The sequence below is a fragment of the Staphylococcus hyicus genome, from assembly GCF_000816085.1.
Lineage (GTDB): Bacteria > Bacillota > Bacilli > Staphylococcales > Staphylococcaceae > Staphylococcus > Staphylococcus hyicus.
Window position 1 is genome coordinate 1028163 of the sequence record NZ_CP008747.1, and the last position, 25347, is coordinate 1053509.

The window sequence follows — 25347 nt, forward strand, 5'->3', positions numbered from 1 at the left end:
GAAAAACTATATTGTCGTGAGAATTCAAAAATAGAATTAGGTGAATATCTTTTTGCGCTCGTCTTCAAAATCACGTAAATCGTATATTTGAGTAGTTTCTACAGATTCATGATGAGCTATGTATTTAGAAACTAGTTTGATATCTAAACCTTTTTCTTCTAAAAGGTATGTAATACAACTTGCTTTAAAGATATGTGGGTTAATACGTCTTCCTAAAATAGGGGATAGGACATTCTCACAGAAGTAGTCAGCCCATGTTATGCCCATTAGACGATTGCGTTTTTCATTACCCACGGTGAAAATGTATTCACTATCATATCCACGCTTATCGAGCCATAGATTAAGATATAAGAGGGCTTCTTCATTGATCATATATTGAAGAACTTTACCGTCTTCTCCTCGACCCTTACCACGCAAATTATGACTAAGAACATATCCGCCTTCATCATTAAATTCGTAATCTACAATTTCAGTTTTAAACTGAATAATTTCAGCACGTCGTGCACCTACATTAAATGCCACAGCTAGCCATGCCATGCCAAGATAATTTTCATCATCTTCTAATGCTTCCATCATAGTACGATATTCATCATATGTAATTTTAATCTTTTGATATACTTGATTCTTAACAACAGGGGGTAAGCCTTTCATGAAGTTTCTAAAAGTCTCGAAAACGAGTACTCCATTTTCATCTTCATAATCATCAGCGATGTAGTTTTCAATCCATTGGCAAAAAGCAGAAATAGCAGATTTTTTTAGGTTAATGCCAGAGGAGGACATTTTTCTGTGCTCTCGAAGAAAGTTCACATAACGCATAGCGTCACGTTTTTTAATTTTATAAAGTGGCTTATTATTTAAGCTATCATATAAGAAAAAACCAAATTGTCTTAAAGCGGAACGATATTGCTTTTTTGATTGAGTTGATAAATCTACAGAAGTTAAATATTCTTCAACTAATTCTTTGTAAACAGGGTCTACTTTTTCCCATAATTCATCTGTAATATCAGGTAACTTTTTAGCTCGTTCACGCAACATATTTTTGTTTACAATAGTCACGTAAATAACCTCATTTCTAATTATTTAATTGTTATATTAAATCCATGAACTCGTAGTCCGTCTACAAGTGCACGTTTCATTTCATTCTTGCTTGCTGAAGATATTAAATTTGCATAAGCATATTCAGTATAAGGTCTAGCAGGCATGTTCGTATTTGGGTCACCAGCGAATCCACTTGTTCCTTCAATCAAATCATTGATTAATCTGCCGTTAAATTCATCCCAACCATTACCTTTTGTGATGTTTTCAATAACAAATCTAGCTGTTTTATCTGTTATTCGTGGTGTACTTATAGCATAATTTTTAGGATCACTTAAACCGCCTTGCGATTCTCTTCGTTGATATTTAGTAGGGGAGTAAGTCGAATATACACGATTCTCGACTTCATCAATTAGTTCATCACGTATTACCTCAAACACTTCATTTTTAATAACATCAATTAATGCAGCTTTAAATGCTTGTTCTAAATCATTTAGGTTTTTAAAAACTTTTTTAGCCATTCAAATCACTACTTATTTATTGAATTGTTGTTTAAACTTTGAGCGAGCATCCTCAAGACTATCTTCATATGTATTCAAGAATTCCATCGCACTAACCATAATTGCCGAATCATTGGCAAACATATCGTTAATTTTCTTTAATTCATCATAAATAAATACATCATTAATGATTTCTTCTAAAACACCTGTTTCAAGTAGAGCATTGTAATAAGGTGCTAAATCTTTAACTTGCTTACATTCTTTCATTTGTTCACCGAAGTGAGTGAATTTTTTAACGCATAAGAAATACCAAAACAGGATTGTACTAAAGTCATTTTTGTTAATGAGTTCCATAAATGCTTGGTCATCTTTGTCGTCTGATTGTGTGTATGATTGAAATTCTTCAATAATCTCTTTAACTTTTGTACGTGAGAAGTATGGGTAGAATTGAATATCTTTTCCATTACTTAGTGTGTAATCTTGAATTTCATCATATTTAGATGCTTTATCAACAACCTCAGCAATATTTAAGATGTTCTTATTTGAATTTTTTGTGTTTTTATCGGCATTTTTCATGATAAAACTCTCCTTTTATTCCTTATAAAATTGAAAATAAAAAAGGGAGAACTTAATCTCCCTAAAATTTATACACTAGACTCTAACTCAGAATCAGATGAATCACTGTGAGAAGCTAAGTTCTCCTCTAAACGCTCTTCATGATGTGGATCTTCTTGCTCTTCCTCAGGTTTAGCTTTTACATTGATTGTAATCTTATCTATCTTGTCGTTAACAGTAGCTGTAATAGTAGCCAATCCTTCTTTGACACCTGTAACGAGACCAGATTCATTTACAGTAGCAATATCTTTTTGTAAAGAATCATAAGTTACTGAAGCTTCTTTAGGAGTGTGTGTAACTGAAAGTTGAACTGTTCCATCAACGACTACAGTCTTAACTCTCCCTTGAATTTTTACCGAAGATTCAACTTCAGGTTCTGAGTCGTCATCACCATTTAAATCTTGGTCAGAAGGTGACGATTCCTCATCTTCCATCTTCGGTTCTAGTCCTTTTTTCCTTCTTCATGTGGAGACATGAACCAGTTACCAATTTCTTTCGTCTTAGGATCAGCAGAAGCAACTAACTTAATTTCTGGAGCTAAAGCTTCACCAGCTTCTAAACCTAATTCAAATTCAGCAGAAGGTGTTACGTTATGGAACACTACGAATAAGTCTTCAACAATAGCTTCTGTTTCAGCTTCATAAATAATTGTGTTAAGTTGAGCTTTATACTTCTCAGCAAAACGGTCAGCACGGATAGAGATAGATTTACCTTTACGTTCTTTTTCATAAACGATTTGACCCTCTTTACCTGCTTGGTCTTTTACTTTATCAATTGTAACAACACCTGATTTAATATCTGCCTCATGGTTATCACCTTTAGAATCTACAAAAACACCTTTACCAGTGAATTTAGAATCTTGAATAGTAATTTTACCTTGAGCACCAATCTCAACAGTTTCTACCATTTCAACTTTAAGAGTTTGGTCGTTTTCAACCTTAACACCTTGAGTAGCAGCTAACCATTGTGGGTTAAATACGGCGTCCTTAACTTCGATTTCTAACTCTTTATTAGATTTAATTGTGTATAATGTACGGTTACCGATACCGCCTTTGATTTGATCTTCATCTACAGATTGAGAGATACTTGTAGATTGAGCAGTACCTGTAGCAATTTTAAAACCATCACTCTTACGAGTAAGTAATACGTCAGCAACGTCTTGGATATAGTACATAAACTATGTTCCTCCTATGTAATTGTTTTATATATTATTTAGAATTGCGTAGACCAGAAAGTTGTTTTTTGAACTCGTTGAATTCTTTATCTGTATTTTTTTCCTCATGTTCAAGGCTAATATTTTTAGTCCAATTTTCAATTTCAACGTCAGTAGCCACTGTGGCAAACAATCTTGAGGTTTCATAACTAATTATTTGTGCAATTCTTTGAAAAGCATGTTGTAATTGAAATGCGTTCCATTTGGCAACAACGCTAAAATCAATACCAGAATATGTAACGCAAGTTGTAATCATTGTCGATAGATTAGGAGCGTCTTCAGATCCGCCACTAAAATATTTTTCTTTCTTATCTTGCCCTCGTTGTATCTTAGGGTTTAAGAATGCTATTTTCTCTGTTTGATTATTTAAAGTCATAAGAATTTTTCTGATTTCATCAAAGTCTTCATTAGACAAATCTATAATGAAATCACGCACCTTAAGTAAACACTCGTCTTCTTTGTCTTGGTCATTGTCAGGATTTAGGTCGTAAAATAAACAAAATCTTAAAAGAATGATGTAGTGTATTAAATATTCAGTAAAGTATTCTGACATGAGTTGCAAGAAGGGGAGTTCATATAGATTTTTAAGCATGCTATGTATTTCTTCATCACTAGCTTGAGGGTTTTCTGCTTTATATGCTTTACCAAGTTCAGCTAGTAGTTTCTTTTTTCCGTATGATAGTATCGCTACAGATTGAACACGTCTCATATATTCCTCTATAGACATCGGTTTGAATTCACCGTATGGAGTGTTTATAGGTAAGCCTAAGACAGCTCTATCGGCGATAATATTGGCATCTAGCATAAAATCACCAAGCCTTATCTGTTACTAAGTACTTTTGCTCATAAGCTAAATATTCTTTTGGAGCTTCACGAGGAAACGAGTTTGCAAGCCTTGTTTTGCCTAAACCTGCTATATTTTTGTTAACGAAAAGGGCATCTAATCTATCACAAATTTCTTCAATTCTACCTGCAAAAGAAAAGTCATTATGAGATAGAATTTGAAATATAATTTCTCGATCGACTAAAGAATAATTACCAAATTTAGCTTTTGATTTACCATAATATACAAATACAACAGTTTTCTTATATTCTTCTATATCATCAGTTTTTTGTGATGTACGTATATGGTCAAATATGATTTCGTCGTATTCGTCTTCTGGTAATTCTGTAATATTTGGTAAATTCTCATCAGTAAAATCAACAAAATTTTCATTATCATCTAATGGGTTGTAATGAAGTAGTCTTAGTAGATGTTCATCATTCTTCATTACATTAATAAATTTTTGTTTAATGTCTCCACGATTGGATACCTTATACTTTATTTGCATGTTCAACCTCAACTGCTTTCTGTGCAGATAGTACAATATAACCTTCATGGTCAATAACTTTATCTAATTGAATATCAGTTATTTTATAAGCATCATTAAATATTTCGAATTCATAGTTTAGGTTCAAGAATTTTAAGAAGTCTTCTTCATACCTTAAATAAATAATTACTCGACCTTCTGTTAATGGTAAGATTGCATTGTCAGCGATTGAGTAACCTTTAACATCTACAACTATAGGTATATGTTTGAATGTATACTCATCACGATAAGTAAAACTGCCATTTCTACCATTTACCTTAACTCTCTTCTTACCTGTCGGAAGTTTAAAGTCCTCGTTACATAATTTGGCAAGTAGGTTAGGATATATATCGTTATCGTTTGATTTAAGAGTTAAATATGTAAAACCTCGATGACTGATGTAATTTCCAACTCTTGCTTCTTTTGCATCTGGTTTAAATAAGAATGTTCTATCATAAAAATCTTTTTGATAAACGCTAACTACCGCCAAAGATTCTTCTCCATTCACTTCTACATTCGATAGAGTAGGGGAAGATAGGAATGAACGTAATGCACTTTGTTTACTAGCTTCTAATACATGAGAGCTTAATGTGGTACCATAAGGCGTATTAATTTTTTTATACCTATCAAAATAATTCATATTATTTGGACATCCTAAACTTATTTCTAAAACTATAAGCATTCATCATAGCATCAACATCAGACTGATATTCAGATTTAGTTGCTTTAAGCTCTTTTAATAAAGTCGCTTGAGAATACTGTTTATAGTCTTTTGAATTTAATAATATTCTCATGTTGTCTTCAGAAATTATAAATTTGTCCAAGTGATTAATAACCATTAGATTTGCTATAATTTCTTGCTCTACGTTTGTTAATTCATTTACGAACATACTCTCAAATGTTTCAGTTTTTTCTTCATCCAACTGAGGGAAGTAAGCTAGAGCTTGTAGTAATTTATTCTTCAAATCCTCTTCTAAAACTTCTTGTTCAAGTTGTGCATAAGAGAAATCTGTGATTTTTGATAAAAATTTGTCATAAATTAAATTGAAGTCAGTCAAGAGTAATTCCTCCTAACCCTTTTAAACGTTTAAAACTGATAAACTAGAATCAATATTTAATGAGTCTTCAATCGCTCTAATAGTATGAGCATTTGATAATTCACCTTGTTCATATCGCTTTTTCATTGCTTGATAAATATTTTCTTTAATTGAACTTGAAAAGTTAGCTAATTCAACTTTAAGATTAGCAGGGTTCATTTCAAAAATGTTTTCCAATTCTTCAGGTAAAACAATTTTATTCATATACTTCTTAATACCTAAAAATTCTACGGCTTCTTCATCGTCAACAAATAACCAACCTTTTTCAAAAACGGAACGAGCTGAGTTTTTCATGATTTGTAAGTCTTCAATAGTCATATAATCAGAGTCTAAATATTCACCTAAATCAAGGTAGCCATTTCCTTTTTTTGCTGCATATGTAAATGAAGCTTGTGCCATATTAATAACTAATACTTCTTTAGATAAATCAACCTTAGGACGTGTGTTTTTAGTGGCACGTTTAGTAGTCGTTGATTTTCGAGTTGTTTTTTTAGGTGTAGCTTTAACTTCTTCAACTTCAATATCTTCATTTTTACGAATAGCCATATTATATCTCCTTTGAAATTAAAGAAAGCTCCCATAGAGTAGGGAGCTTAAAAATTTGAATTATGTATAGTTTTTATTTTATTAGCTTAATTCTACAGCACCATATTTAGCTCCAGTAATTACTGCAACACCAGCACGAGTAATTACATCAAAGCTTACTTGCATATCAGTGCGGTAACCTTCAGAACCATTTTCTTCACGCACAATGTAATGTCCATCTTGAACAACTTTTACAAGCTTTTCATCTGTGTTTGGTAAGATAAAGATAACATCATTTTTAATACCGAAGTCATCAGTACCAGCTTTATGGAACTGTGGTAAAGCGATAGTTTCGTATCCGTCAACATGGCCAAAGTAACCAGATACATTTTTGTCGCCCTTTTGTTGATCTGATGATACTTCAGGTTTTAATTTACGTAAAGCAGCTTTAGTACCTACGATAATAGCTTGTCCGTTAGCGGCTTCAACATGGTCAGCAATTTCAATAACTTTTGCTTTAACGTCTTCATCTTTACCTGAAACGTTACCTTTGTATGTAGAATTTAATTTATCTACAGATCCATAGAGCGCTTCTGCAATACGTTGAGCGATGTCATTAACAAATGAATCAGCTAAACGAGTTGTTAATTTAGCCCAGTCAGTTCGACCTGATAAGAAGCGAACTAATTCTTCATAAACACCTGCGCCAATAGTATGCATTGGAACAACCAATTCATCAGTATCCAAACGTTTACGTAACACGTTACCGTTACCTAAAGAAATTGTAGCTACAGGGAATAATTGAATATCTTCTACGATAAATTTATTAGTATCCCCAAAAGCGAGGTTTTTGTATTCTGCAAATTGACCAAACACTTCAGATGTACGGTCATTAACTACAGGTGCAATAGTGTCTTCGATAAATTCGAATAATTGCACTTTATGTGCACGGTATGTGCGATAATCAAGAGTATCAGTACCAAACTCTTCAATCATTTTTTCTCGAATTGTATTAGATAAATCATTGTTAGAAAAATTAGTTGTTGCATCACCACGGCCAGCAGCGATTGCGACTTTTTTTAATTCAGCATTTAATAAAGTCATTTATGTATTCCTCCGATTTGATTAAATTATTTTACTTTGCGGATACGATAAGCTGGACGACGATCTGCGCCGATTGTTGTAACAGCTTCTAATACATAGTCACCAGCGCCAGCTGCAAACTTACCGCCTTCAATAGTTAATTGAGCTTTAGCTTCTAAAGATTCTGTATGTAAAGCTTGCTCAACTGTAAAAGTATCACCTTTTTCAAGTTGGTGAGCTCGCATTACAGAACCAGAAGGATTTTTAAAGTCAATAGATTTACTTGAATTAGTAAAATCAACTTCAGGCGTAGATACTAAATAATGATTTTCAGCAGTAGCTTCTTTAGCTGTATATAATCGGTCTTCACCTTCAACTAAATCACCTTTGCCTACTAAAGCACCGTTATGATATTCTTTGTCAGCCTTAATTGATTCAACGTAGTGTCCTAAAACACGATCTAAATTTAATTTAGCCATTTATTTTTCCTCCGATATTTTTGATATATTATAATTCTTCCAAAATTGCATCTAGAGTATTAGCTTTTGCATTGCTAAAACTTAATCCAATTTTAGAGATTGAAACAGATTCATTGTTTTTATGTGATTTAATTGAAAAAGATTTTTTACCAATCACAGCAAAAATTTGTGTTTCTAATTCTTCAATTGTGATATCACTTGATTTACTTTTAAGAGTATTGATTTCTTCAGAAGTAAGTTGGTCTGAATATTTATTAAATAATGATTGTACTTTTTCGGTATGAACTTGTTCTTTTAGAGCTGCAAATTCTTGTGAAACTTCATCAAGCTTTTTAGCTTTCTCAAGTAATTCCTGAATATCTTCAACAGAGTATTTTGCGTCCCCGACAATAATTAACTCAGAAGGTTTTGGTAAATTTTCTTGCGCCTTTCGAATCTTGTCATGAACATTACCAAGTTCATCAAGGGTCTCTACATCGTTATTGATAGTTTCTACAACTTTGTCTGAAATAGTAGGGGTATCTTGTTTAGAATCTTGTTTTTGAGGAGATTGCTTTTTAGTTGGTTTTTTCTTTGGAACTTCCTTTTCTTTTGGAGAAGGAGTTTCTTCTACTTGTTCTTCTTCAACATCGCTTGATTCTGTTTCTTCATCATGTAATTCTTCTTTAGCGTCTTGCTCTTCTTCATCTTGATTTGACTCTTCTAATTCATTATCTGAGTCACTATTTTCACTAGTCTCTTCGACTTCTTTTGATTTATTTCTCTCAATAATTTCTAAACCTTCTTCGACATTATCTAGATCTAAACCAAAATCTTCAGTAGATTCGTTGTCGAAATTAGTTTTCTTTTTTTCCAATACTGTTCCTCCTTCAATTGATGAAAATTTAGTATTGAACTCTCTTATTTTCTCATCAATGAAATTTTTAGTATCAACTGAATACTTTAATTCAACAGTGCTATTATTCATAGCTGGTAATATATCATCACCCAATAAACATGCACCATAGAATTCAAAGCTATCAAACTTAAATAATTCACCGTCAAAATAGCCAGTATAATTATCAGAAAGTTCCATAGACTGGCCAGTCACGCCATTCTTACCATGAATGAGATTAATGGCATCTTCCCATTTGTTCCATAAAATACCTTCAACTGTAAGATATTCTCGCTCAATCATGTCGTCGCCAATACGTTTTTCAAACTTAGCGTTATTACTTTCAGGAATTACACCAAATGGAATAGTTTTATTAATAAACTTAAGTTCACCATCTTCAGTAATTTCGAGATCTGACTCATGTCCGTAGAAATCTTCTTCTCCATAATTGTTTAAACCGATGCTACCCATGATTGGTGTATTGGCTAGGGTAGGAATGGCATTCTCAACTACTTCTCTAGTGAAAACTGAACCGTTTCTATTCTCGCCTAAATGCATTAACCATATTTTTACTTTGGTAAATCTAATATCATATTGAGCATCTTCAAATACATTAAGCACTTGGGTTGACATAGAAATAGAGTTTGAAAAGTTATTCATCTGATTTTTCACCACCTTTAATTGACTTATCAGGTGCCTTGCCGTCAGATGAATCTTTATTTGCTTGGCCACTGTCTGTTAATTCACTACTATCTTTTTGAGGTCTTCCACCTTTTGATTCTTCATTTTTTTGTTGTTTTTCGATTGCTTGATTTATACCACCTGTATGTGAACTTGCTAAAGGAATCATTTTTGTGTCTAAATCTAAAACTTCATTTTCAAGTTCAAGTGAAGTAAGTAGGGTGTGATAATCTTGACCGTGCATGGCAGCAATCCTTCCACGTACAGCAAATCCAAGAGTACCTGATTTTGTTAATTGCTCAAGATATCTGTCTTCATTCATCCCAGTTACATCAAGTAAAGATATTCTCCATTGATTTTTCACTGTTAGATTTCCAAATCGTATCTTTCTGTTAAGCCAACGTTCAACTTGGCGATAAAAACCAATAACTAATAATTCATCTTTGCGAGTTGAATATTGTAATCCACCAGTAGAGTTTTTATCGTTGTTAAAAATGAACGACGAAACACCAGATGAATTATAGACATCTCTTGTTGCTTCTAATACTTTGTCATTTTTATCATCTTTGTCCAACTTGATTGGATTAATTTCCATAGGTGAAGCAATGGTACCAATCTCATCAGGTAAACTATCATTTACCATCGCATTAAAGTATTCCATTGCTTCTGGAGAAATGGCAAAGTTATCAGCTTGATAATCTTTATTACTGTTATCATGCATTGGAACTTTTTGATGTAACAACATATAGTTATTAATTTTCGCTCCAGCTTTTTTAAGCTTTTTATAATCATTTAATTCTATTAATGGTTCAAACATTACTGAAAAGGGTGGAAAAATTTCTGGGTCATTTTCATTAAATTTAAAGCATACAGACTTGTTGAAGTCTGGTTCAAACCAATTATTTCCACCGTTGATTTTCATGATTTTATACGCTCTTATAAACTCTTCAGGAAAAGTTTGTAAAAGGTGTTCATTTCCTTCAAAGTACTTTAGATCGAAAGCAAAGAGATACATTCCATCTGCTAGACCAATTATTTTGCAATAATTAGGATCAAGCTTATAAATAAAATAATTATCTCCATCTTCAATTTCATAACCGAAGAAAATATCTTCAATAACACAAGTTTTAAATACTTTTGCAAGCTCATGCTTAATATTCATTTTATTTAGCTGTAGCGATATTTTGGCTAAATCTTTTTGCACTTTATTAGAATTTAACTTGCTAGTGTCATAATGTATAGGATCTATAACATGATAGAAGCGTGCCATTTTAATAAAGTAATTTAGCATACTTCTATACTCTCCAGATGATTTATATAACAATCTAGATAAATTGATTAAATGCCTATAATTAGCGTTAGGATTTTGTAACCATTTTGCTAAATCTGAACCAGAAATGTCATCAAGTGAAGTACGGGATGTGCGAAATAAAGAAGAAAGGTTGTGGCGTGATAAAGGCACGCTTTTTACATTTGAATAATTTTTGAAGTATTCTTGAAAGTTTCTCTTATTGTCCTCCAAAGAAAATCTTCACACCTTTCTATATAATTGATTTAGGCTTTCTAATTGTGCCGAACATTTTGAAGTTTGTAGTTTTTGTGGAGTGTTGTAGGTTTCGTTCTAATTCAGTTGCTAGTTGATTTCCATAAGACACTGATGAGTACCTGTCTTTACGTGCAGTACCAGAGGTAACAAGTTTGAATGCTCCACCGTCCATATTAACTTGTTCAAGGTTCATCACTTCATTTATAAACAATTCCGTTTGTCTAAATGGATATTTTAATTGAGCTTGAATATTGCTTTTCAGTTGTGCAAATTTAAGTTTGCTGCTACTTCTCATTAATTCTTCAGCAATTTCTTCTCGTATCAGTAATCGGAATTTACCTCGTAAAAAATTGTCGGCTAACATATTAGCCATTTCCATGTTTCTTTCATTAGTTGCGCTAATTGTATGTATTACTTTCGGTGCATCAGGAAATTTACATGTAGATGCTAAATCTTCGTTATTGCAAACATTTAATGGTTCATATTCTATACCTCTTTCGGCATCCATTAACGGAATGCGAAGGTTATCTAGAATACCTGCTCCGACGTTTTTCAAGTCAAGTACGATGTAATCGCAATCAAAATCATCGTATAATTGTCTAATCCTTATTGCTTGGGTTTGGAAGTCAACACCTTCCATATCTTGCATATAAGTTAATTGTCGTTCATATTGCTTATTTTTGGGTATTAAGCGTATTAAACTGAATACTGAAGCATCGTTTGAATTACCACCCATTCGTGCAACGTCAACCGATAAAATTCTTTTTTCTTTTGGTGATTTCTCTGGGTTAGTGAAGTTAACTTGTTCGATCACTTCACGAGGATAAAAAGCTTGCTTAAGTTTTCTATTCGCATCAATCTTGTTAAAGTTAAAGAATGCGGATTCTGATTCTCCCCACCATTTAGCTTCCATCTCCATTGCAAATTTCATTTTATTAAATCCATCTTGCTGAGCTTCTGCTTTCATTTGTTTGTGTGAGTAAAGCTTTTCTTTCACACCTGTAAAGTAGGGGATATGACAAACAAAAGATTTTAAGTCATCTTTAGCTTTATCCCTTAACATTTGTTTTGTATAGTTCCACATGGCTTGATAACTCCAATGAGCTTTCATCCAAGCTGAAGATAAATACATTTGCATATTTTCTTCACGAGGATAATCTTTATACTCAGGTTTGTTTAAAAATTTAGGCTCACGCTGAGATGTAAGCATCTTTTTGAAGACGGTATCAATTGTATCTGCATCAACTTTTACAAACTCATCAACTAATAATAAATTCGCACGATGACCTCGAGCGTTATCGTTTGATGCTACAACTCTGATCCAACTACCATTATGAAAAGATATCATTGGCTTTTGGTTTCCAGTATTTATATCTTCTATCTCTCTAGCAAGAAGAGGAGACATCATCTCATTCTCTATTTTTTCAAGAACATTAATACCTTGTGATTTTGTTGGGGCTGTAATAATTATTTTGGTTTCTGGGTATAAAACACATCTAGTAACGCAATAAACGCCAGATAAGAAGGTCTTTCCAAGACCACGACTAGCAATGAATACAAAGTAGTGGTGATGTATCATTGCCCATAAAAGTACACATTGAAATGGTCTAAGGTTTATGCCTAAAAAATCTAATACAAATCTATGTGGGTTTTCTCTATAATAAGCTATCCAAATTGCAATATTTTTCATTGCCAAAACTGACTTAGATTCTGTTTTTCGGTGATTACGTCTGAGTTTAAATAGATTCACTTTATGATGATATTGACTTCTGTGTGTGCCATCATTTGTACTAAATGCCATTACTTTTCACCTTCATATCCCAAAAGTTCTTCTTCAGAAATACCATATTTATCTATTTCTTCTTGATATTCTTCTTCATATGGGTTATCAGCTTCAAGTGATGCTAACATTGGAGACAAGAATGAATTGCGAATGTATTTTTCAATATTATCAACATCTTTAAACTCAGGTAATACTTCAGGAACTGGTTGCTCATTTTCCCATATTTTAACCCAGTTTCCAAAGGTTTCATTAGCATTAGTTTTACTTTCTTTTTCTTGTGAAGGGGCAATACCTGCATTCCTCATTAGTTCTAAAATAAGTTTTGTTTCTTTAGATGTGTCTGACGATTTTAACCGTTTTTTGCGAATATCGAGTTCTAATTGGCATATTTGTGTTACTATACTTTCAAACGTAGGGCTATCCACATCATACGTTTTACAGTAGCTTTCATACCTAGAAATTAAAAAGATATATTCATCTTCAGTGTAGTCAGTACCCCAATATAGTTGACAATCTCTTAACTCTTCAGGGGTCAGTTTATCTATCGAATCTTCAGTAAGCATTGCTTCTTTTGTATTAAATAATCTGTCTGAATCGAGGAAAGTCTCTTGTAGTTTTTTTCTCGTAATGCGATTTATGTATTCTGTTCTATATCTATCTACTTCAATAAACAAATCTTCTTTAAATGGGACATTTAGACCCATAAGGATTTTCATAAAGTTTCCGTAACCTTCAATAGGTTCATTGATCAATTCATTTATACATTCACGACAAATCGGAAACAGTTTATCTTTGAATAATGGATTTGATCCGTTGATTGATAAGAAATTCTTTCTTTCAGCTACAAGATTGCGATTGCAACAAGCACATGTCTTAACAACTTCTTTCATTTTTGACCTTATAGCCATATAGCCACCTGCTTTGCTTTAATCTTTGTTCGGTGGATGAAGGAAGGAGAGGGAAAGGGGGAGCCTTCATCCAACCAACAAAAACACCGACTACAATTGAGTCGGCATAAAAAGGGAATGTCATGGAATAGAAAAAGAAAGAGAGCACATAAGCACTCAAAACTAAGCTAGTTTAATAACTAACTCAGTTTTCAATGTTTATAAATAATTTAATAGATGCCATGTAACCAGTAACTTCAAGCATCTAAAGTATGTAAGTTTTCTTAAAACTGGACTTCTCACTGATGCGTCCATAAGTGAGAGTTATCTTAGTACGTCTACCTTGATAACTAAATTCAACTTATACATAACAAGACAAAATGGTCGCCATTAATAATTGACGCATAGAATATCAGCTTAATATTCCCAAAATTATCTTATACATTTGTATAAGCTTAACTCGGCTCTATTACATACATAACAGAGCTTACAAACGTAAAGTTTATTTCCTTTAAGACGCTTTGTTATAACAAAATGTATTAATATCAAAATGGTTGCCCCAAACTTCCTATCTTATAAAGATAGCTAAGAAACGACCAACTTCTAGGCATTTGAGCTCTTTATAATCATCTAAGCCAACTGGTCTAGTTGTAAAGTACTTAGAGATAACCATTTTGAAAATTTTATCCCCTCATATCAGAACGTGTCTTTTAAAAAAGATGAGGGCGCTGCCGTAAAATATACTAAATCAACTAAAACTTTTTGGGGTCATTCTCTGAGAGTTAACCCATATGATCCAATTATATTTGTGTTAGTTAAAGTTAATTAACTTAACAGAATGGTTTATACCACCTAGGATTGACTTTTCAAAAGTTATTAATTTTTGTCCAGCCTTACCTCCAAATCTACCTGAAGCACTATAAGCGTCATGACCGATAGCACTAGGATTAACAATTACGGTGGTTATACCAAAATTCTTTTCAAAAGAATGATGTGTATGACCTAAGAAAATCCATTGAGGAACGTAATTAAGCATTTGACTTAATTTGTCTGAGCCGTTAAGCTGCTTATCTAAATCGCCATGGCCAAAAATAACACTTTGGTCAAAGATTTGAGCTTCAACGATTCCATCTTGGTCATCATGATATGTAATATTTTCAAAGTTAGATAATCTTGCTTTAAGGTGCCATGAGATTATCTTCTCAAAATTCTCTTCGTTAGATCTTACGGCATCCTTATTAGGAATTAATCTTCCATGATTACCTACGGTGAAATATACGTTAACATTAGGTGTAATTGCTGCTACTTCTGATACAAATTCTGTTAACAATTCACAAAGTATCATAAGCTGTCGTATAGCATCTTCAGAAGCGGCTACACGACTAGATACATGAATGTTTCCACCGATACCGTCACCTAAATGAGCTAAGTGTACAGTTTTATGTTTATTTTCTTTAATTTCTTTTAAAACCTCAGCCATATAATAACGTATTCGTTTTTTCGCAATGTCGATATTATATTTGCCGAAACGTCCATCGTATTCAGTGCCAATGTGCCAATCCGACATTAAAACAATTAATTCTTTTTCATTAGACTCAATAATTTCAGGCTTGGGATATGATGGATTAACAGGTAGGGCTTCAACATTCTTAATTATTTCATCTTTAAGATGTTCAAATCGTCCACTAAAATCTAAAAGCTTTCGATATTCTCTTCTTTGATCTTGAAGCATCTTAGTAATAGCACGATTTTTTTCATTCATTTTGATTTGCTCTTTAGTGAGCTCTTCAATAAATTCTTCTGGTTGGGTAGCTTGATGTTGTTCTTTAAACATAGGCTCCCAAACATTTTTAAATATCTGATATTCTTTTCTATATTTTGATTCATCATAGTCAGTACCATTCTCATGATTTAGTAAATCAGCAATTTGTTGATTACTTAAGCCAAGTGATTCTCTGTCTTCATAGAGGCGGTACTGATACTCGGCAAATGACTCATTTTCTTTACGAAACATATTCATCTATTCACCAGCATAAAGCTCTGTATCTTCCTTGATAGTGATTGTCACATATTTCTCAGCGAAACGGTCTAGAATATCTGATAATTTATAGGTTGCTTCAGAGTCTTTAGTAAATTCTGTAATTGTATTATTAGGTAAGTCAATAATTGCGTTTTTCAAGTTAATAGTATTAGTAATTTTAGCCATTATTATTCTCCTTATGTTAAACAATAGGTTTAATAGTTTCATCTTTAAGTTGTTGCTTAAGTACTGATGAAACTTTAAATGAAACACGTTTGTGTGCGCCTACAGTCCAATCTTTACCATTTAAAGCAGATTTTCCTGATTTTTGTGGAATATCTTGAATTTTGAATTGTCCGAATGAAAACCCGAACGAATCATATCCACTTGATTCAGCAGCTAAAATTGCCTCTTCAATAGTGCTTTCTAAAGCTAGAACTACTTTACGTGTTTTATCTAAAGATAATTCAACACCTAAGTCAGCCATTTGCTCTTGTAATTCTTTTACTAAAATTTTTCTTGATAACTTTGTCATTTAATCTCTCCTATAAAGTCCCGAATAATTTTGATTGGCAAAAAGTATATGTGAAGGTTACTCAGCCAATCAAGTGGTAACCTTCAATTATGTTATATTTTATCTTTCTTAGAAGAACTAAAAGGGAATCTCAACGATTGTAAGTAGTCCTCTCACCTATATTGTCTACGAGAGAAGCAAAAGTTGCACGTATCACAAGATTTATTGATTTTTTCTATTTCTACATGCTTTACAAACTGGTTCTAAACCCAAGCTGCAAGACTTGTTAGTTCTAAAATATCTGTTATCAACTGCAAGCTTCACAGTTTTACACTGTTTACAAGTTTTATACTTTCCTTTTCTTCTTTCAATCCATATCCAATCCTCTAATTGTTGCTCATACGTATCCAGAAGTAATTTTGGAATACGTTTATTAATTATCCTAGATAGTTTTGATTTATCAATAGCAATATTATAATCATCTTGTAAGATTTTTTGTATTTCAGTATGCTTATCAATTTCTTGATTCAACATTAAATCAATAATTATGTATTCAAGCTTATCCCATTTAACTTTTTGCACCAAATCTTCAAAGCTCCTTAATAGAGACCACATATTAGTGTCAACTTGTGTCTCGTATGTAGCGCAAAGATCACTATAGTTGTTTAATAATACTTTGTACACATCAGTTGATCGTAGGCTTAAATAATTCCAAGACTCTTCAGGTATTGTTTCTGATAATTCAGCTGTAGGTGTAAAACTAATAACTTTCTTTAAGCATTCTAGCGATGTTCTCATTTCGCTTTTTAAGTTAGAAATAACCTTCCCTCTATTTGGAGTAAATGGCTGTTCCTCTAAGTATTGTATCTCTTTTAGATATTGCTTCATTATTTCAAATGCAAACGTTTTGTATTCAATAGGGTCATGTGAGTAAAATGGGATATTATTTCTTTTATCAGGGGAGTAGCGTTCCCAGTATTGCTCCATTGATTCATCAAATACTCCTCGTTGCATTTGTTTATCTACTCTTGAATAATTGATAGTTGTTTTAGGTTTATACATACCACTATCGTTCGCAATTGCATCATCTATACTTTTAATGTTGTAGTGCTTAGGCAAACTTGAAAGCCGTTTAGTTTTTGAGTAAGGTGTATTCTTTCGCTGTGCTTTTTTAAATTCTAAGAGGTCTTTGATTTTTTCAGTTTTCTTACTTGCTTCAAGTTTCTTTAAGTCTTCTTTTATTTTTTTATGCTCTTCTTCTTGGATTTCGTTATCGAATTTTGTAAATAGTATATAATCAGCAATTTTGTCTAACGTTTTAGTAAATCCACTATCTTCAGACAATGGGCTAGTAGTTGATTTAATTTGTTGAGAAATAAACTGATGGTCACTTACGATCTCAATCATAGCACTTTCATCAATTCCTTTAGCAATTGCTTCTACTCTTTGTTCTCCATACTTTAGGGAATAATTACAACAGTTCATAAACTGTCTCCATATTTTACGCTTTTTATTATCACGCTCAATCTTAAATGGAATTGGTTTTGCTTTTTTAATAATCATCCATGTATATTCGTCTAATCTACGAATCTTAATATATTTTTGAACCATGATGAATTCGCCTTTTTTTAGATTAGTTAATTCTTCTAATTTATATCCTAGCTCTTCAGCTTTTGTATTCATGTTTTCTTTTGTAATAAACATTTCCTAAAACTCCTTTGAATTTATAATTCGATTATAATATATTTTATCTTTCTTGTCAAGTAGTTTTTGTTATGTTATAATTTATCTTGTTAAATATTAGAAAAGGATGATTGTATGGTAAAAACTTTTAAAGAATTTGAAGAGGAGCTTATTGTAACAAAACAGTTATTTTATAACGAGGGCAGTATGTATGGTGCTTATGGATTTAGGTTTAATAATTCACCAAATACTCATGTTAAGGTTCATCCAGTTTATAATAATTTCACTATAGTTGGTAATACTCCAGCTTTAGTAGAAGGTAAAACGTACACTATTCGATTTAAAGAAGACTATGATGAAAGGCGACAGATGGACACATATACATTTTTAGAAGTAAAATCTGACGGTTTAAAAGATGGAAAAGATCAAGAAAGGTTTTTGCATGAAATACTTACTACTAAACAAGCAAAATCAATTATAAGAGAGTTTGGAAATGAAGATATTATTAATAGAATTTTGGAAGATAAAATTGATTTAACACTTGTTAAAGGTATTAAGACGGCACTAGCCACAAATATCAAGTTAAAACTGGCTGACGCACATAAATATAGTGAAGCTATTGTTAAATTATCATCGCTTGGTGTTGGTGTTTCAAATGTGGTCAAGCTTTCTGAACATTTTGGGAGCCCTGAAATGTTGATTAAAGTAACGGATAAAAATATTTATAAATTAACTGATGTAAAAGGGTTTGGTTTTAAAAGAGTTGATGACTACGCCTTGAAGACAGGAATCCAAAAAGGTGACTCTAGAAGAATCATAGCGGGGTCATTGTATGTTATAGAACAACTTGTTTCATATGGTGATACAAAAATTGAAATAGACGATTTTGAGAAGAGCTTATGTGACATTCTTGATATAGAAGAAGTGTCGGATGATGTATTTAGCAAAATAATGTCTAATAAACAGATTTATTATAGTGAAGGTGTCATTTCACTTAAAAAGTATAAAGTTGAAGAAGAATTAATAGTTAAACATTTGAGAAGGTTACGTGATAATTTTGATTTTAATATTGATAAAAACATTGAAGCGATTATAGAGTCTGTACAAGATAAACAAGGTTTTAAGTTTAATAAAGAGCAAATTGAGGGAATTAAAAACTCTTTAAAAAATGGTATTTTCATATTAGATGGTAAAGCAGGATCAGGGAAATCAAGTTTATTACGTGCAACAGTATCATGTATAGAAGGCTACAATATGTCATGTAGTTTATCTGGTAAGGCAGCAAATGTTTTAAGCCAAAATGGTTTGGCTGCAAGTACAATACATAGGATGCTAAAATTTGATCCTGTCTCAGGTGGTTTCATACATAATCAAGAAAATCCTTTACTTAAAGGCACATATATTTTAGACGAAGCATCAATGGTTGATAATAGATTATTCTTAGACTTGATTTCCGCTTTACCCAACGGATCTCAATTAATAATTGTGGGGGACAGTGGACAATTACCAGCTATCGGCAGAGGGGCGGTTTTTGATTATCTACTAACAAGTACAGAATTTGTTAATACAACGTTAACTCAGGTACATAGACAAGCGAAAGATTCAGGTACTCTAAGTACTGCTAACCTGGTAAGAGAAGGAAAGCAATTTTGTAATTATAATGATACTGGTTTACAAAAGCTTGGTGAAAATGAAGATTTGTTTGCCTTTTTGTACCAAGATAAAACACAAATACTTGACGATATTTTATTTACAGTAAAAAGCTATGTCAATAACCCAAATATGAATAATGAAGACTTACAAGTTATAGTTGGTCTTAAGGAAAAAGGCTCTACTTCGGTACAGAAGTTAAATGTAGAATTACAAAATTTAATGAACCCGATTAGCGATACAGAAGATACAGTTAAGGGTGTTAAATACAACTTTAGAAAGAATGATAGGGTAATTCAACAAGGGAATAACTATCGAGCTTTAAGTATGAATAAAAATGATTTTGAGGCACTTACAAATGGGCTATTAACACTTGAAGAAATAGAAACTAAAGAAGTTGCAGTTTTTAACGGCACTTTTGGTAAAATTGTTGGTTGTGTTGAGGGATATGGTTTATTAATAAAATTTGATGACATTGAAAAACCTGTTTATTTTGTTAAGAATGAGCATGAAAATCAAATAGGTGTGCTAGATCTCGGTTATGCAATTAGTGTGCATAGATCACAAGGAAGTGGTTTTAAAAATTTGATAATCGCACTATCTTTCAATGACTATATGCTATTAAGTAAACAATTTTTATATACTGCATTAACTAGAACTATTAGTAAATGTTTTCTGTTTGCAGAAACTTCAGCGTTACATTATGCAATAAAAACAGATAAAGGTAAGACAAGAAAATGCTTTATTGGTGAATTTTTAAAATAGACAAGGAAGATAAAATATAACATGAAAAATAATGAGAATTATAAGTTTTTACTTAAAGACAGTGAGCTAATTACTTTGAGAAAAGAAATTTTTAAGAATAGGGATTCTAATCATAGAGTCCTTATTCCTAATGAGTTTATGGAGTATCTTGATACTGTGGATGGAACACACAGGTTTAAAGCAAACATATTAGTAGCCTATATAGGAATTATATTAACGTATAGAGAGGCTTATTACACATATAGGAAACATCATATAAATTTGGAAGTTATATGTCAGGTTATGGGGATAAGGTTTTCCGACGAATTACGAAAAGTTTTTCAAAAAGGAGAATATCTCGAAAAAAACCATTTTATAGGCTATGAGAGAGACTTTCCTATTTCATATAACTTTTCATATAAAGAAAATGAAGGTAAACGTGAATACTTTATTAGATACAATATGGCTTCTGAATTATCAGATGAAGTAGCAAAAGATACTATATATGATTATGCAAGTAGACAATTAAGGTCTATTAACCCAATTAGACATACTAAAGGTATAACACGTAAGCGCGGTAGAGGCGTGCAGGTAATTGCGCCACCTATAGATGTAAAAGCTGATAAATATATAAGCATTAACTATGAAACTATACGAGACTTTATAAATAACGAGTTAAGTTTGAACACATTTTTTTATATAGCTAGATTAAAAAAACTAATCTGTAACAAAATAGTTAAAACCAAAACTGAATTTAGAACGTCAAGGAAAAGATTGGCGGCCTATATGAATATTTCTATAAAAACATTTGAAAAGTCTCATATTGAATTAAAAAAATATACTAAAGGGAAATATGAGCTTGTACAAATAGCCAAAGCTGATAAAGATGGTGGGTTAAAAAGTAGTGTATTTTTGAAATTGGAGTGCCAATTATAAACTTTTAAATTACTGTTGCCAAAGGGTTTGCAGGATTTAATTAAGAAACCCCCTAATTTTTTACGTACCTAAAAAGAGTCAACAAGTATATATATATTGTTATGTGCAACAAAGTACTCTCAAACAAAAGGTGCGTATAAAATTGGAGCCCTTATGGTAAAAGTTATCAATATAAATGGTTTAGAAATCCTTATATATCAATGGTTTATAAGTGTTTTTTAGTAACACTATTAAGAAATTAGAAACTATTAGACCTTAGAAACATCGCTTCGTCACTAACGTTCCTTGCTAGTTTCTTTCCACATGCTCAAGCTTCGCTTAGAGCTAGTGGGTTAGCGCAATAGATTTATACTTGTCAGAGGACTTATTAACACAATAAAAAGTTATTTATCTATAAAAATATAGAGAATTAAACGTATTGTATAGGGTTATGAAAAGCACTAATTATGAGATTGATATAACTTAAATTTAGTTATAGAGGACATTTAAAAAGATAAAATATAACACAAAACTAAAATAACAACATAGAGGCTGCTCACACAACGATAATGCTTTTGAATAGTATTTGTCCAAAAAATATTTTTTGTCGATTAGAGAGCGTCTGAGAGGGTTTAGAAATGATTTTAAAGTAGATAGCTGACACGAATAGATAATTTGAGAGTTCCTGGAGGAGATATTATGAAAAATATTAAAGAGTATGATTGGATTTTTAGAGGGTTTGGATTTATCGTCGGTTTAGAAGTAAAAAAGACAATAGGTTCAAGTAGTTACCAAGCTATGGTTACTGGTTATGTTTTTTCAAAAACTGAACAAGATTTAACTCTGAATTACTGTCTAAAGAAATGGAATAAGGATCGTATGGAATACACAGAGACTCATAGTATATTACTAACTCCCAACTACATATGCAATTTTCTAATAAAACAAAACAAGGGTTACCCAATAAGTAAAGATTTTTTAAAAGATGACTTAATATTACTTGTTAGAAAGCTTCTCAATAAAAGACTAAGTTATCTAAAATAAAATTTAGCCCCCTTATTATTTTAAATAAAGGGACTAACTACTAAAATTAATCAGAGAAATTAAGAAAAAAATGTAAGAATAAAAAGAAAAATAGGGTAGTCGTTATACATATAACGCCTATTTACATGATACATTAATCTTTTAGTGTGTGCAATAGTAGTCGTAAACCAATTGAATTATAGTTATTATGAAAAAATATATTAAGGATTAATAAGTGATTTGAATCAGCTTTATTAATGTGTTTTGACTATAAAACATTAATAATATATTATGATTTTATAAGATTAAAATAATTCTAAAGGGGTAATAGCATGAAATACTTTAAATCATTTTCCTTATACATATCAGTAATTATGCTTGCTTTATTAGTTAGTGCATGTGGACAAAGCAAGCATGAAGTAATAGTTTATGGTGATTTCAATTGTCCTCATTGTAAAGACTTTGAACAAAAAATTATGCCTAAATTGACAAAAGACTACATAGAGAAAGATAAAGTGAAATTTACCTTTGTTAATGTTGCCTTTTTAGACAAGAGTTCTGAATTGGGTGCAGCAGCATCTTATGCAGTTAAAGAAAAGGCTCCAAATAAGTTTTTAAAATTTAATCAAATGATTTTTGAGCAACAAGGTAAAGAAGAAATTAATGAGAAAAATTTAGATAAACAAATTGATAAACTAGGTCTAAGCGATAAAGATTCAAATAACATAAAAGAAGAATATAAAAATAAACATAGTAAAGTTTGGGATAAAGTTGAGAGTGATCAAAAACGAGCAGACAAGGATCATATTAAAGAAGTGCCTACAGTAAAAATCGATGATGAAAAAGTAAAAGATGTTTATGATTATGATTCTATTAAGAAAATGTTAGATGAATGAGTAGGTGATTAAATTCAAGTATCTAGTAAAAGCAATCTATTTAATTTTATTTATATTAATGATTCAATATTTAGTAAAGAATAATCATTACATCGCAACAGTTATGTTCACATTGATTTCGCTAGGAATACTTATAGCAATAGAAAATTACTTCAACAAGAAAAAATATAGAGATAAAAAAATAAGTAGGTTTGAAGTCGACAAAGTTTATATTTGTTGGCTTTTTCAATAAATAAGGCAAGTAAACATGATGGTTAACTTGCCTTAAAATTATTATTTGTTATTATCCTTTTCTTTATCAAAGATAGTGCTGATACCCAAGGTGTCTTTAAATAAATACAAGAAAAACATAATAGCAGGTGGGGCAATAAAAAAGATAGCCATAAGACCAAATAAAATAGGAGCTGCTATTGAAATAAGAACGATCCCAATGGCTAGAATCGTCATAAACTTAACGTAACTCATGTCTTAAAAACAAAAAGTGGCAGCACCAGTTAATCCACCGCCAACTGCGCCGATTGCTGCCCCTATGGCAGTACCAGCACCTACTCCAATAGGTGTTGCAGTCATTCCACCATATGTTGCTCCAGATAAGGCACCTCCGCCTCCACCTGTAACAGCCCCTCCACCTGTACCAAGGGCACATTTTTTCCAATTAGTGCTATATGTTGTGATTTTTTTATCATATGGAATAATTACATCGCCGACAATATAACCATTATGTATTTTGTAAGCAACATTTGCTTTAACGCCATCTTTAGTTTTAACAGAAGTAGGTAATTGTACAGACTTATTAGTAGCTTTGTCTGTGATAGTAGCCTTGCCATCAACCACTTTACCAGTTGCATACTTATTAATTGCTACTTTAAATTGGGCATCATTAATTTTAGCAACCTTAACTTTACCTGTTTGATCTGTTTGAGTAGCTGCATGTGTAATTGGTGTTGCATGTGACACAACTCCTGTAGTCAAAATTAGAGCTGTTGCACATTTAAGAATTCCTTTTTTCATAAGAAATTAATTCCTCCTTTAATTTTGATTACTATGGCACAATAACATATTTCGTCTAATTGATGTGTCACATTTCATAAGTGTCTGTTTTTTCTTCCTAAGTGTCTTTTATGAAAAACGTCTAGAACAGAAAGTGATTCTCAACTGTCTCAAAAACATGATAAAAGATATTTGTCAAGTTTTAGATTTCTTATGACTAAAGAATAGATTTATAAGTAAATAGTTGATAATTAGCGATTGAAAATGCTTATTAAAATTTTAATAATGAGTACTTAAAGTGTTGTCATATATAGGTTTATAAGGTGTTTAAATCTTGATGACTGTGATGAATTTTTATGTGAGTTAGCAATAGATCCAGAGTCTAATAAACAGTTCTTTTTAGGTTGAAATTCAAGGGTAAAAGTTAATAATTCTATTTGATAATAATATTACACTAATTTTGTGAGTATGAAAAAGGGATATGAGGATAGGTAAGTTGGGTGATAAGGAAAAATAGGTAAATTGATAACGGATAATTATAGCGATTTTATCGCTAGGTGTAAAAACGTCTTTTTATTAAAACTTTAATTTTGTTTACTGTGTGATCTGAGTGAAAATGGCATGAATATTGGTAAATGGGAGTATAAAGATAAGGGGATTTGTGCAGGGGGAAGGATGAGGAGTTTAAGGAATATGTAGGTGAAAATGTGGTGGATTTATGGAGTATTAGGAGGATTGAAGGGGTGTTGAAGGTAGGTATGCAAGGGGCAATTGATGGTGAAATGTGAGTGATTTGGAAGGTGAAATATGAGTGTGATGAGATGGAGGGTAAATTTGTGGATATTGGTGATGAAGGGTAAAAATGGAAAATATGTGAGGTGTGATTTTTGGACAGTTGGGGGCAAAAATTGACTTCAGCACGTTCCGAAATCCTAAACTCACCCCCCTAACAAAAATACTTGTAAAAAAGGCGTTTAGATAATCATTGTTATATGAACGCCCGAATATATAGCCCGTTGATTATGTGACCACTGCATGACTGTTGAAACTTTGTTAAATGTTTAATTATGTTTAAAATATTATGTAATATGACTAGTTAATAGGTGTCATAATTTATTTAAAATCTACTGAAATTTAAGCAAGAATTGAGGTAACGCGGTAATTTTCCACGACTGTTCAAAACCAACACATTTAAACATATTCACACAAATATAAACATATAAACTGTTCCCACATTATCCCCAA

Annotated in this window: 26 protein-coding genes; 4 read left to right on the forward strand and 22 right to left on the reverse strand. The window is 31.8% G+C overall.

Annotated features, from left to right (window positions below):
- Nucleotides 1-36: 36 nt before the first annotated feature.
- From SHYC_RS04750 to SHYC_RS04845, 20 genes are all read right to left on the reverse strand, one after another.
- Complete coding sequence (locus SHYC_RS04750; protein ID WP_039647563.1) at nt 37-1035, reverse strand: tyrosine-type recombinase/integrase; 999 nt, start codon at nt 1033-1035, stop codon at nt 37-39.
- A 41-nt stretch (nt 1036-1076) separates the two neighbouring features.
- Entirely contained in the window at nt 1077-1556 is a 480-nt protein-coding gene (locus SHYC_RS04755) for a hypothetical protein (protein ID WP_052257809.1), read from the reverse strand.
- Nucleotides 1557-1568: 12 nt separating this feature from the next.
- Nucleotides 1569-2111, reverse strand: a complete 543-nt coding sequence (locus SHYC_RS04760; protein ID WP_039644934.1) for a hypothetical protein — start codon at nt 2109-2111, stop codon at nt 1569-1571.
- Between the two features lie 68 nt (nt 2112-2179).
- The gene (locus SHYC_RS11830; RefSeq protein ID WP_052257810.1) at nt 2180-2584 is read right to left on the reverse strand and encodes an Ig-like domain-containing protein; all 405 of its coding nucleotides are present in this window, start codon (nt 2582-2584) and stop codon (nt 2180-2182) included.
- Between the two features lie 8 nt (nt 2585-2592).
- Nucleotides 2593-3324 (reverse strand): hypothetical protein, encoded by a 732-nt coding sequence (locus SHYC_RS04770; RefSeq protein ID WP_052257811.1) that lies wholly within the window; start codon nt 3322-3324, stop codon nt 2593-2595.
- A gap of 34 nt (nt 3325-3358) precedes the next feature.
- Nucleotides 3359-4168 (reverse strand): hypothetical protein, encoded by an 810-nt coding sequence (locus SHYC_RS04775; RefSeq protein ID WP_039644935.1) that lies wholly within the window; start codon nt 4166-4168, stop codon nt 3359-3361.
- A gap of 4 nt (nt 4169-4172) precedes the next feature.
- Nucleotides 4173-4694 (reverse strand): hypothetical protein, encoded by a 522-nt coding sequence (locus SHYC_RS04780; RefSeq protein ID WP_039644936.1) that lies wholly within the window; start codon nt 4692-4694, stop codon nt 4173-4175.
- Nucleotides 4678-5352, reverse strand: coding sequence for a hypothetical protein (locus SHYC_RS04785; RefSeq protein ID WP_039644937.1), 675 nt, complete (start codon nt 5350-5352; stop codon nt 4678-4680). Before SHYC_RS04785 ends, SHYC_RS04780 begins: the two co-directional genes overlap by 17 nt.
- Nucleotide 5353: 1 nt before the next feature.
- Entirely contained in the window at nt 5354-5770 is a 417-nt protein-coding gene (locus tag SHYC_RS04790; RefSeq protein WP_039644938.1) for a hypothetical protein, read from the reverse strand.
- Between the two features lie 21 nt (nt 5771-5791).
- Nucleotides 5792-6355, reverse strand: a complete 564-nt coding sequence (locus SHYC_RS04795; protein ID WP_039644942.1) for a hypothetical protein — start codon at nt 6353-6355, stop codon at nt 5792-5794.
- Nucleotides 6356-6436: 81 nt separating this feature from the next.
- On the reverse strand, nt 6437-7438 hold the full coding sequence (locus SHYC_RS04800) for a hypothetical protein (RefSeq protein WP_039644943.1): 1002 nt from the start codon (nt 7436-7438) through the stop codon (nt 6437-6439).
- 26 nt (nt 7439-7464) lie between these two features.
- A complete protein-coding gene (locus tag SHYC_RS04805; protein WP_039644944.1) occupies nt 7465-7896 on the reverse strand; it encodes a hypothetical protein in 432 nt (143 codons plus the stop codon).
- Between the two features lie 28 nt (nt 7897-7924).
- Nucleotides 7925-9430 (reverse strand): NOC3 family protein, encoded by a 1506-nt coding sequence (locus SHYC_RS04810; RefSeq protein WP_039644945.1) that lies wholly within the window; start codon nt 9428-9430, stop codon nt 7925-7927.
- A complete protein-coding gene (locus SHYC_RS04815; RefSeq protein ID WP_039644946.1) occupies nt 9423-10973 on the reverse strand; it encodes a hypothetical protein in 1551 nt (516 codons plus the stop codon). The genes SHYC_RS04810 and SHYC_RS04815 overlap by 8 nt, the downstream gene beginning before the upstream one ends.
- A 19-nt stretch (nt 10974-10992) precedes the next feature.
- Nucleotides 10993-12798 (reverse strand): terminase large subunit domain-containing protein, encoded by a 1806-nt coding sequence (locus tag SHYC_RS04820; protein ID WP_039644948.1) that lies wholly within the window; start codon nt 12796-12798, stop codon nt 10993-10995.
- Nucleotides 12798-13688 carry a hypothetical protein gene (locus SHYC_RS04825; RefSeq protein WP_039644950.1) on the reverse strand — a complete coding sequence of 297 codons (891 nt, stop codon included), beginning with the start codon at nt 13686-13688 and terminating at the stop codon, nt 12798-12800. The genes SHYC_RS04820 and SHYC_RS04825 overlap by 1 nt, the downstream gene beginning before the upstream one ends.
- Nucleotides 13689-14478: 790 nt before the next feature.
- The gene (locus SHYC_RS04830) at nt 14479-15681 is read right to left on the reverse strand and encodes a metallophosphoesterase (RefSeq protein ID WP_158484640.1); all 1203 of its coding nucleotides are present in this window, start codon (nt 15679-15681) and stop codon (nt 14479-14481) included.
- Between the two features lie 6 nt (nt 15682-15687).
- A complete protein-coding gene (locus tag SHYC_RS04835; protein ID WP_039644953.1) occupies nt 15688-15873 on the reverse strand; it encodes a YonK family protein in 186 nt (61 codons plus the stop codon).
- A gap of 16 nt (nt 15874-15889) precedes the next feature.
- A complete protein-coding gene (locus SHYC_RS04840; RefSeq protein ID WP_039644955.1) occupies nt 15890-16222 on the reverse strand; it encodes an HU family DNA-binding protein in 333 nt (110 codons plus the stop codon).
- A gap of 201 nt (nt 16223-16423) precedes the next feature.
- Complete coding sequence (locus tag SHYC_RS04845; protein WP_039644957.1) at nt 16424-17905, reverse strand: hypothetical protein; 1482 nt, start codon at nt 17903-17905, stop codon at nt 16424-16426.
- Nucleotides 17906-18019: 114 nt separating this feature from the next.
- Between SHYC_RS04845 and SHYC_RS04850 the strand changes: the two genes are divergently transcribed.
- From SHYC_RS04850 to SHYC_RS04865, 4 genes are all read left to right on the forward strand, one after another.
- On the forward strand, nt 18020-20299 hold the full coding sequence (locus SHYC_RS04850) for an AAA family ATPase (RefSeq protein WP_039644959.1): 2280 nt from the start codon (nt 18020-18022) through the stop codon (nt 20297-20299).
- A gap of 21 nt (nt 20300-20320) precedes the next feature.
- Complete coding sequence (locus tag SHYC_RS04855; RefSeq protein ID WP_039644962.1) at nt 20321-21214, forward strand: hypothetical protein; 894 nt, start codon at nt 20321-20323, stop codon at nt 21212-21214.
- A 678-nt stretch (nt 21215-21892) separates the two neighbouring features.
- Entirely contained in the window at nt 21893-22237 is a 345-nt protein-coding gene (locus SHYC_RS04860) for a hypothetical protein (RefSeq protein ID WP_039644964.1), read from the forward strand.
- A 311-nt stretch (nt 22238-22548) separates the two neighbouring features.
- The gene (locus tag SHYC_RS04865) at nt 22549-23112 is read left to right on the forward strand and encodes a DsbA family protein (protein ID WP_052257812.1); all 564 of its coding nucleotides are present in this window, start codon (nt 22549-22551) and stop codon (nt 23110-23112) included.
- Between the two features lie 273 nt (nt 23113-23385).
- Here SHYC_RS04865 and SHYC_RS12270 read toward each other — a convergent pair whose 3' ends face one another.
- Nucleotides 23386-23559, reverse strand: a complete 174-nt coding sequence (locus SHYC_RS12270; RefSeq protein ID WP_158484642.1) for a hypothetical protein — start codon at nt 23557-23559, stop codon at nt 23386-23388.
- A 21-nt stretch (nt 23560-23580) separates the two neighbouring features.
- On the reverse strand, nt 23581-24123 hold the full coding sequence (locus SHYC_RS04870) for a hypothetical protein (protein WP_039644966.1): 543 nt from the start codon (nt 24121-24123) through the stop codon (nt 23581-23583).
- Between the last annotated feature and the right edge of the window lie 1224 nt (nt 24124-25347).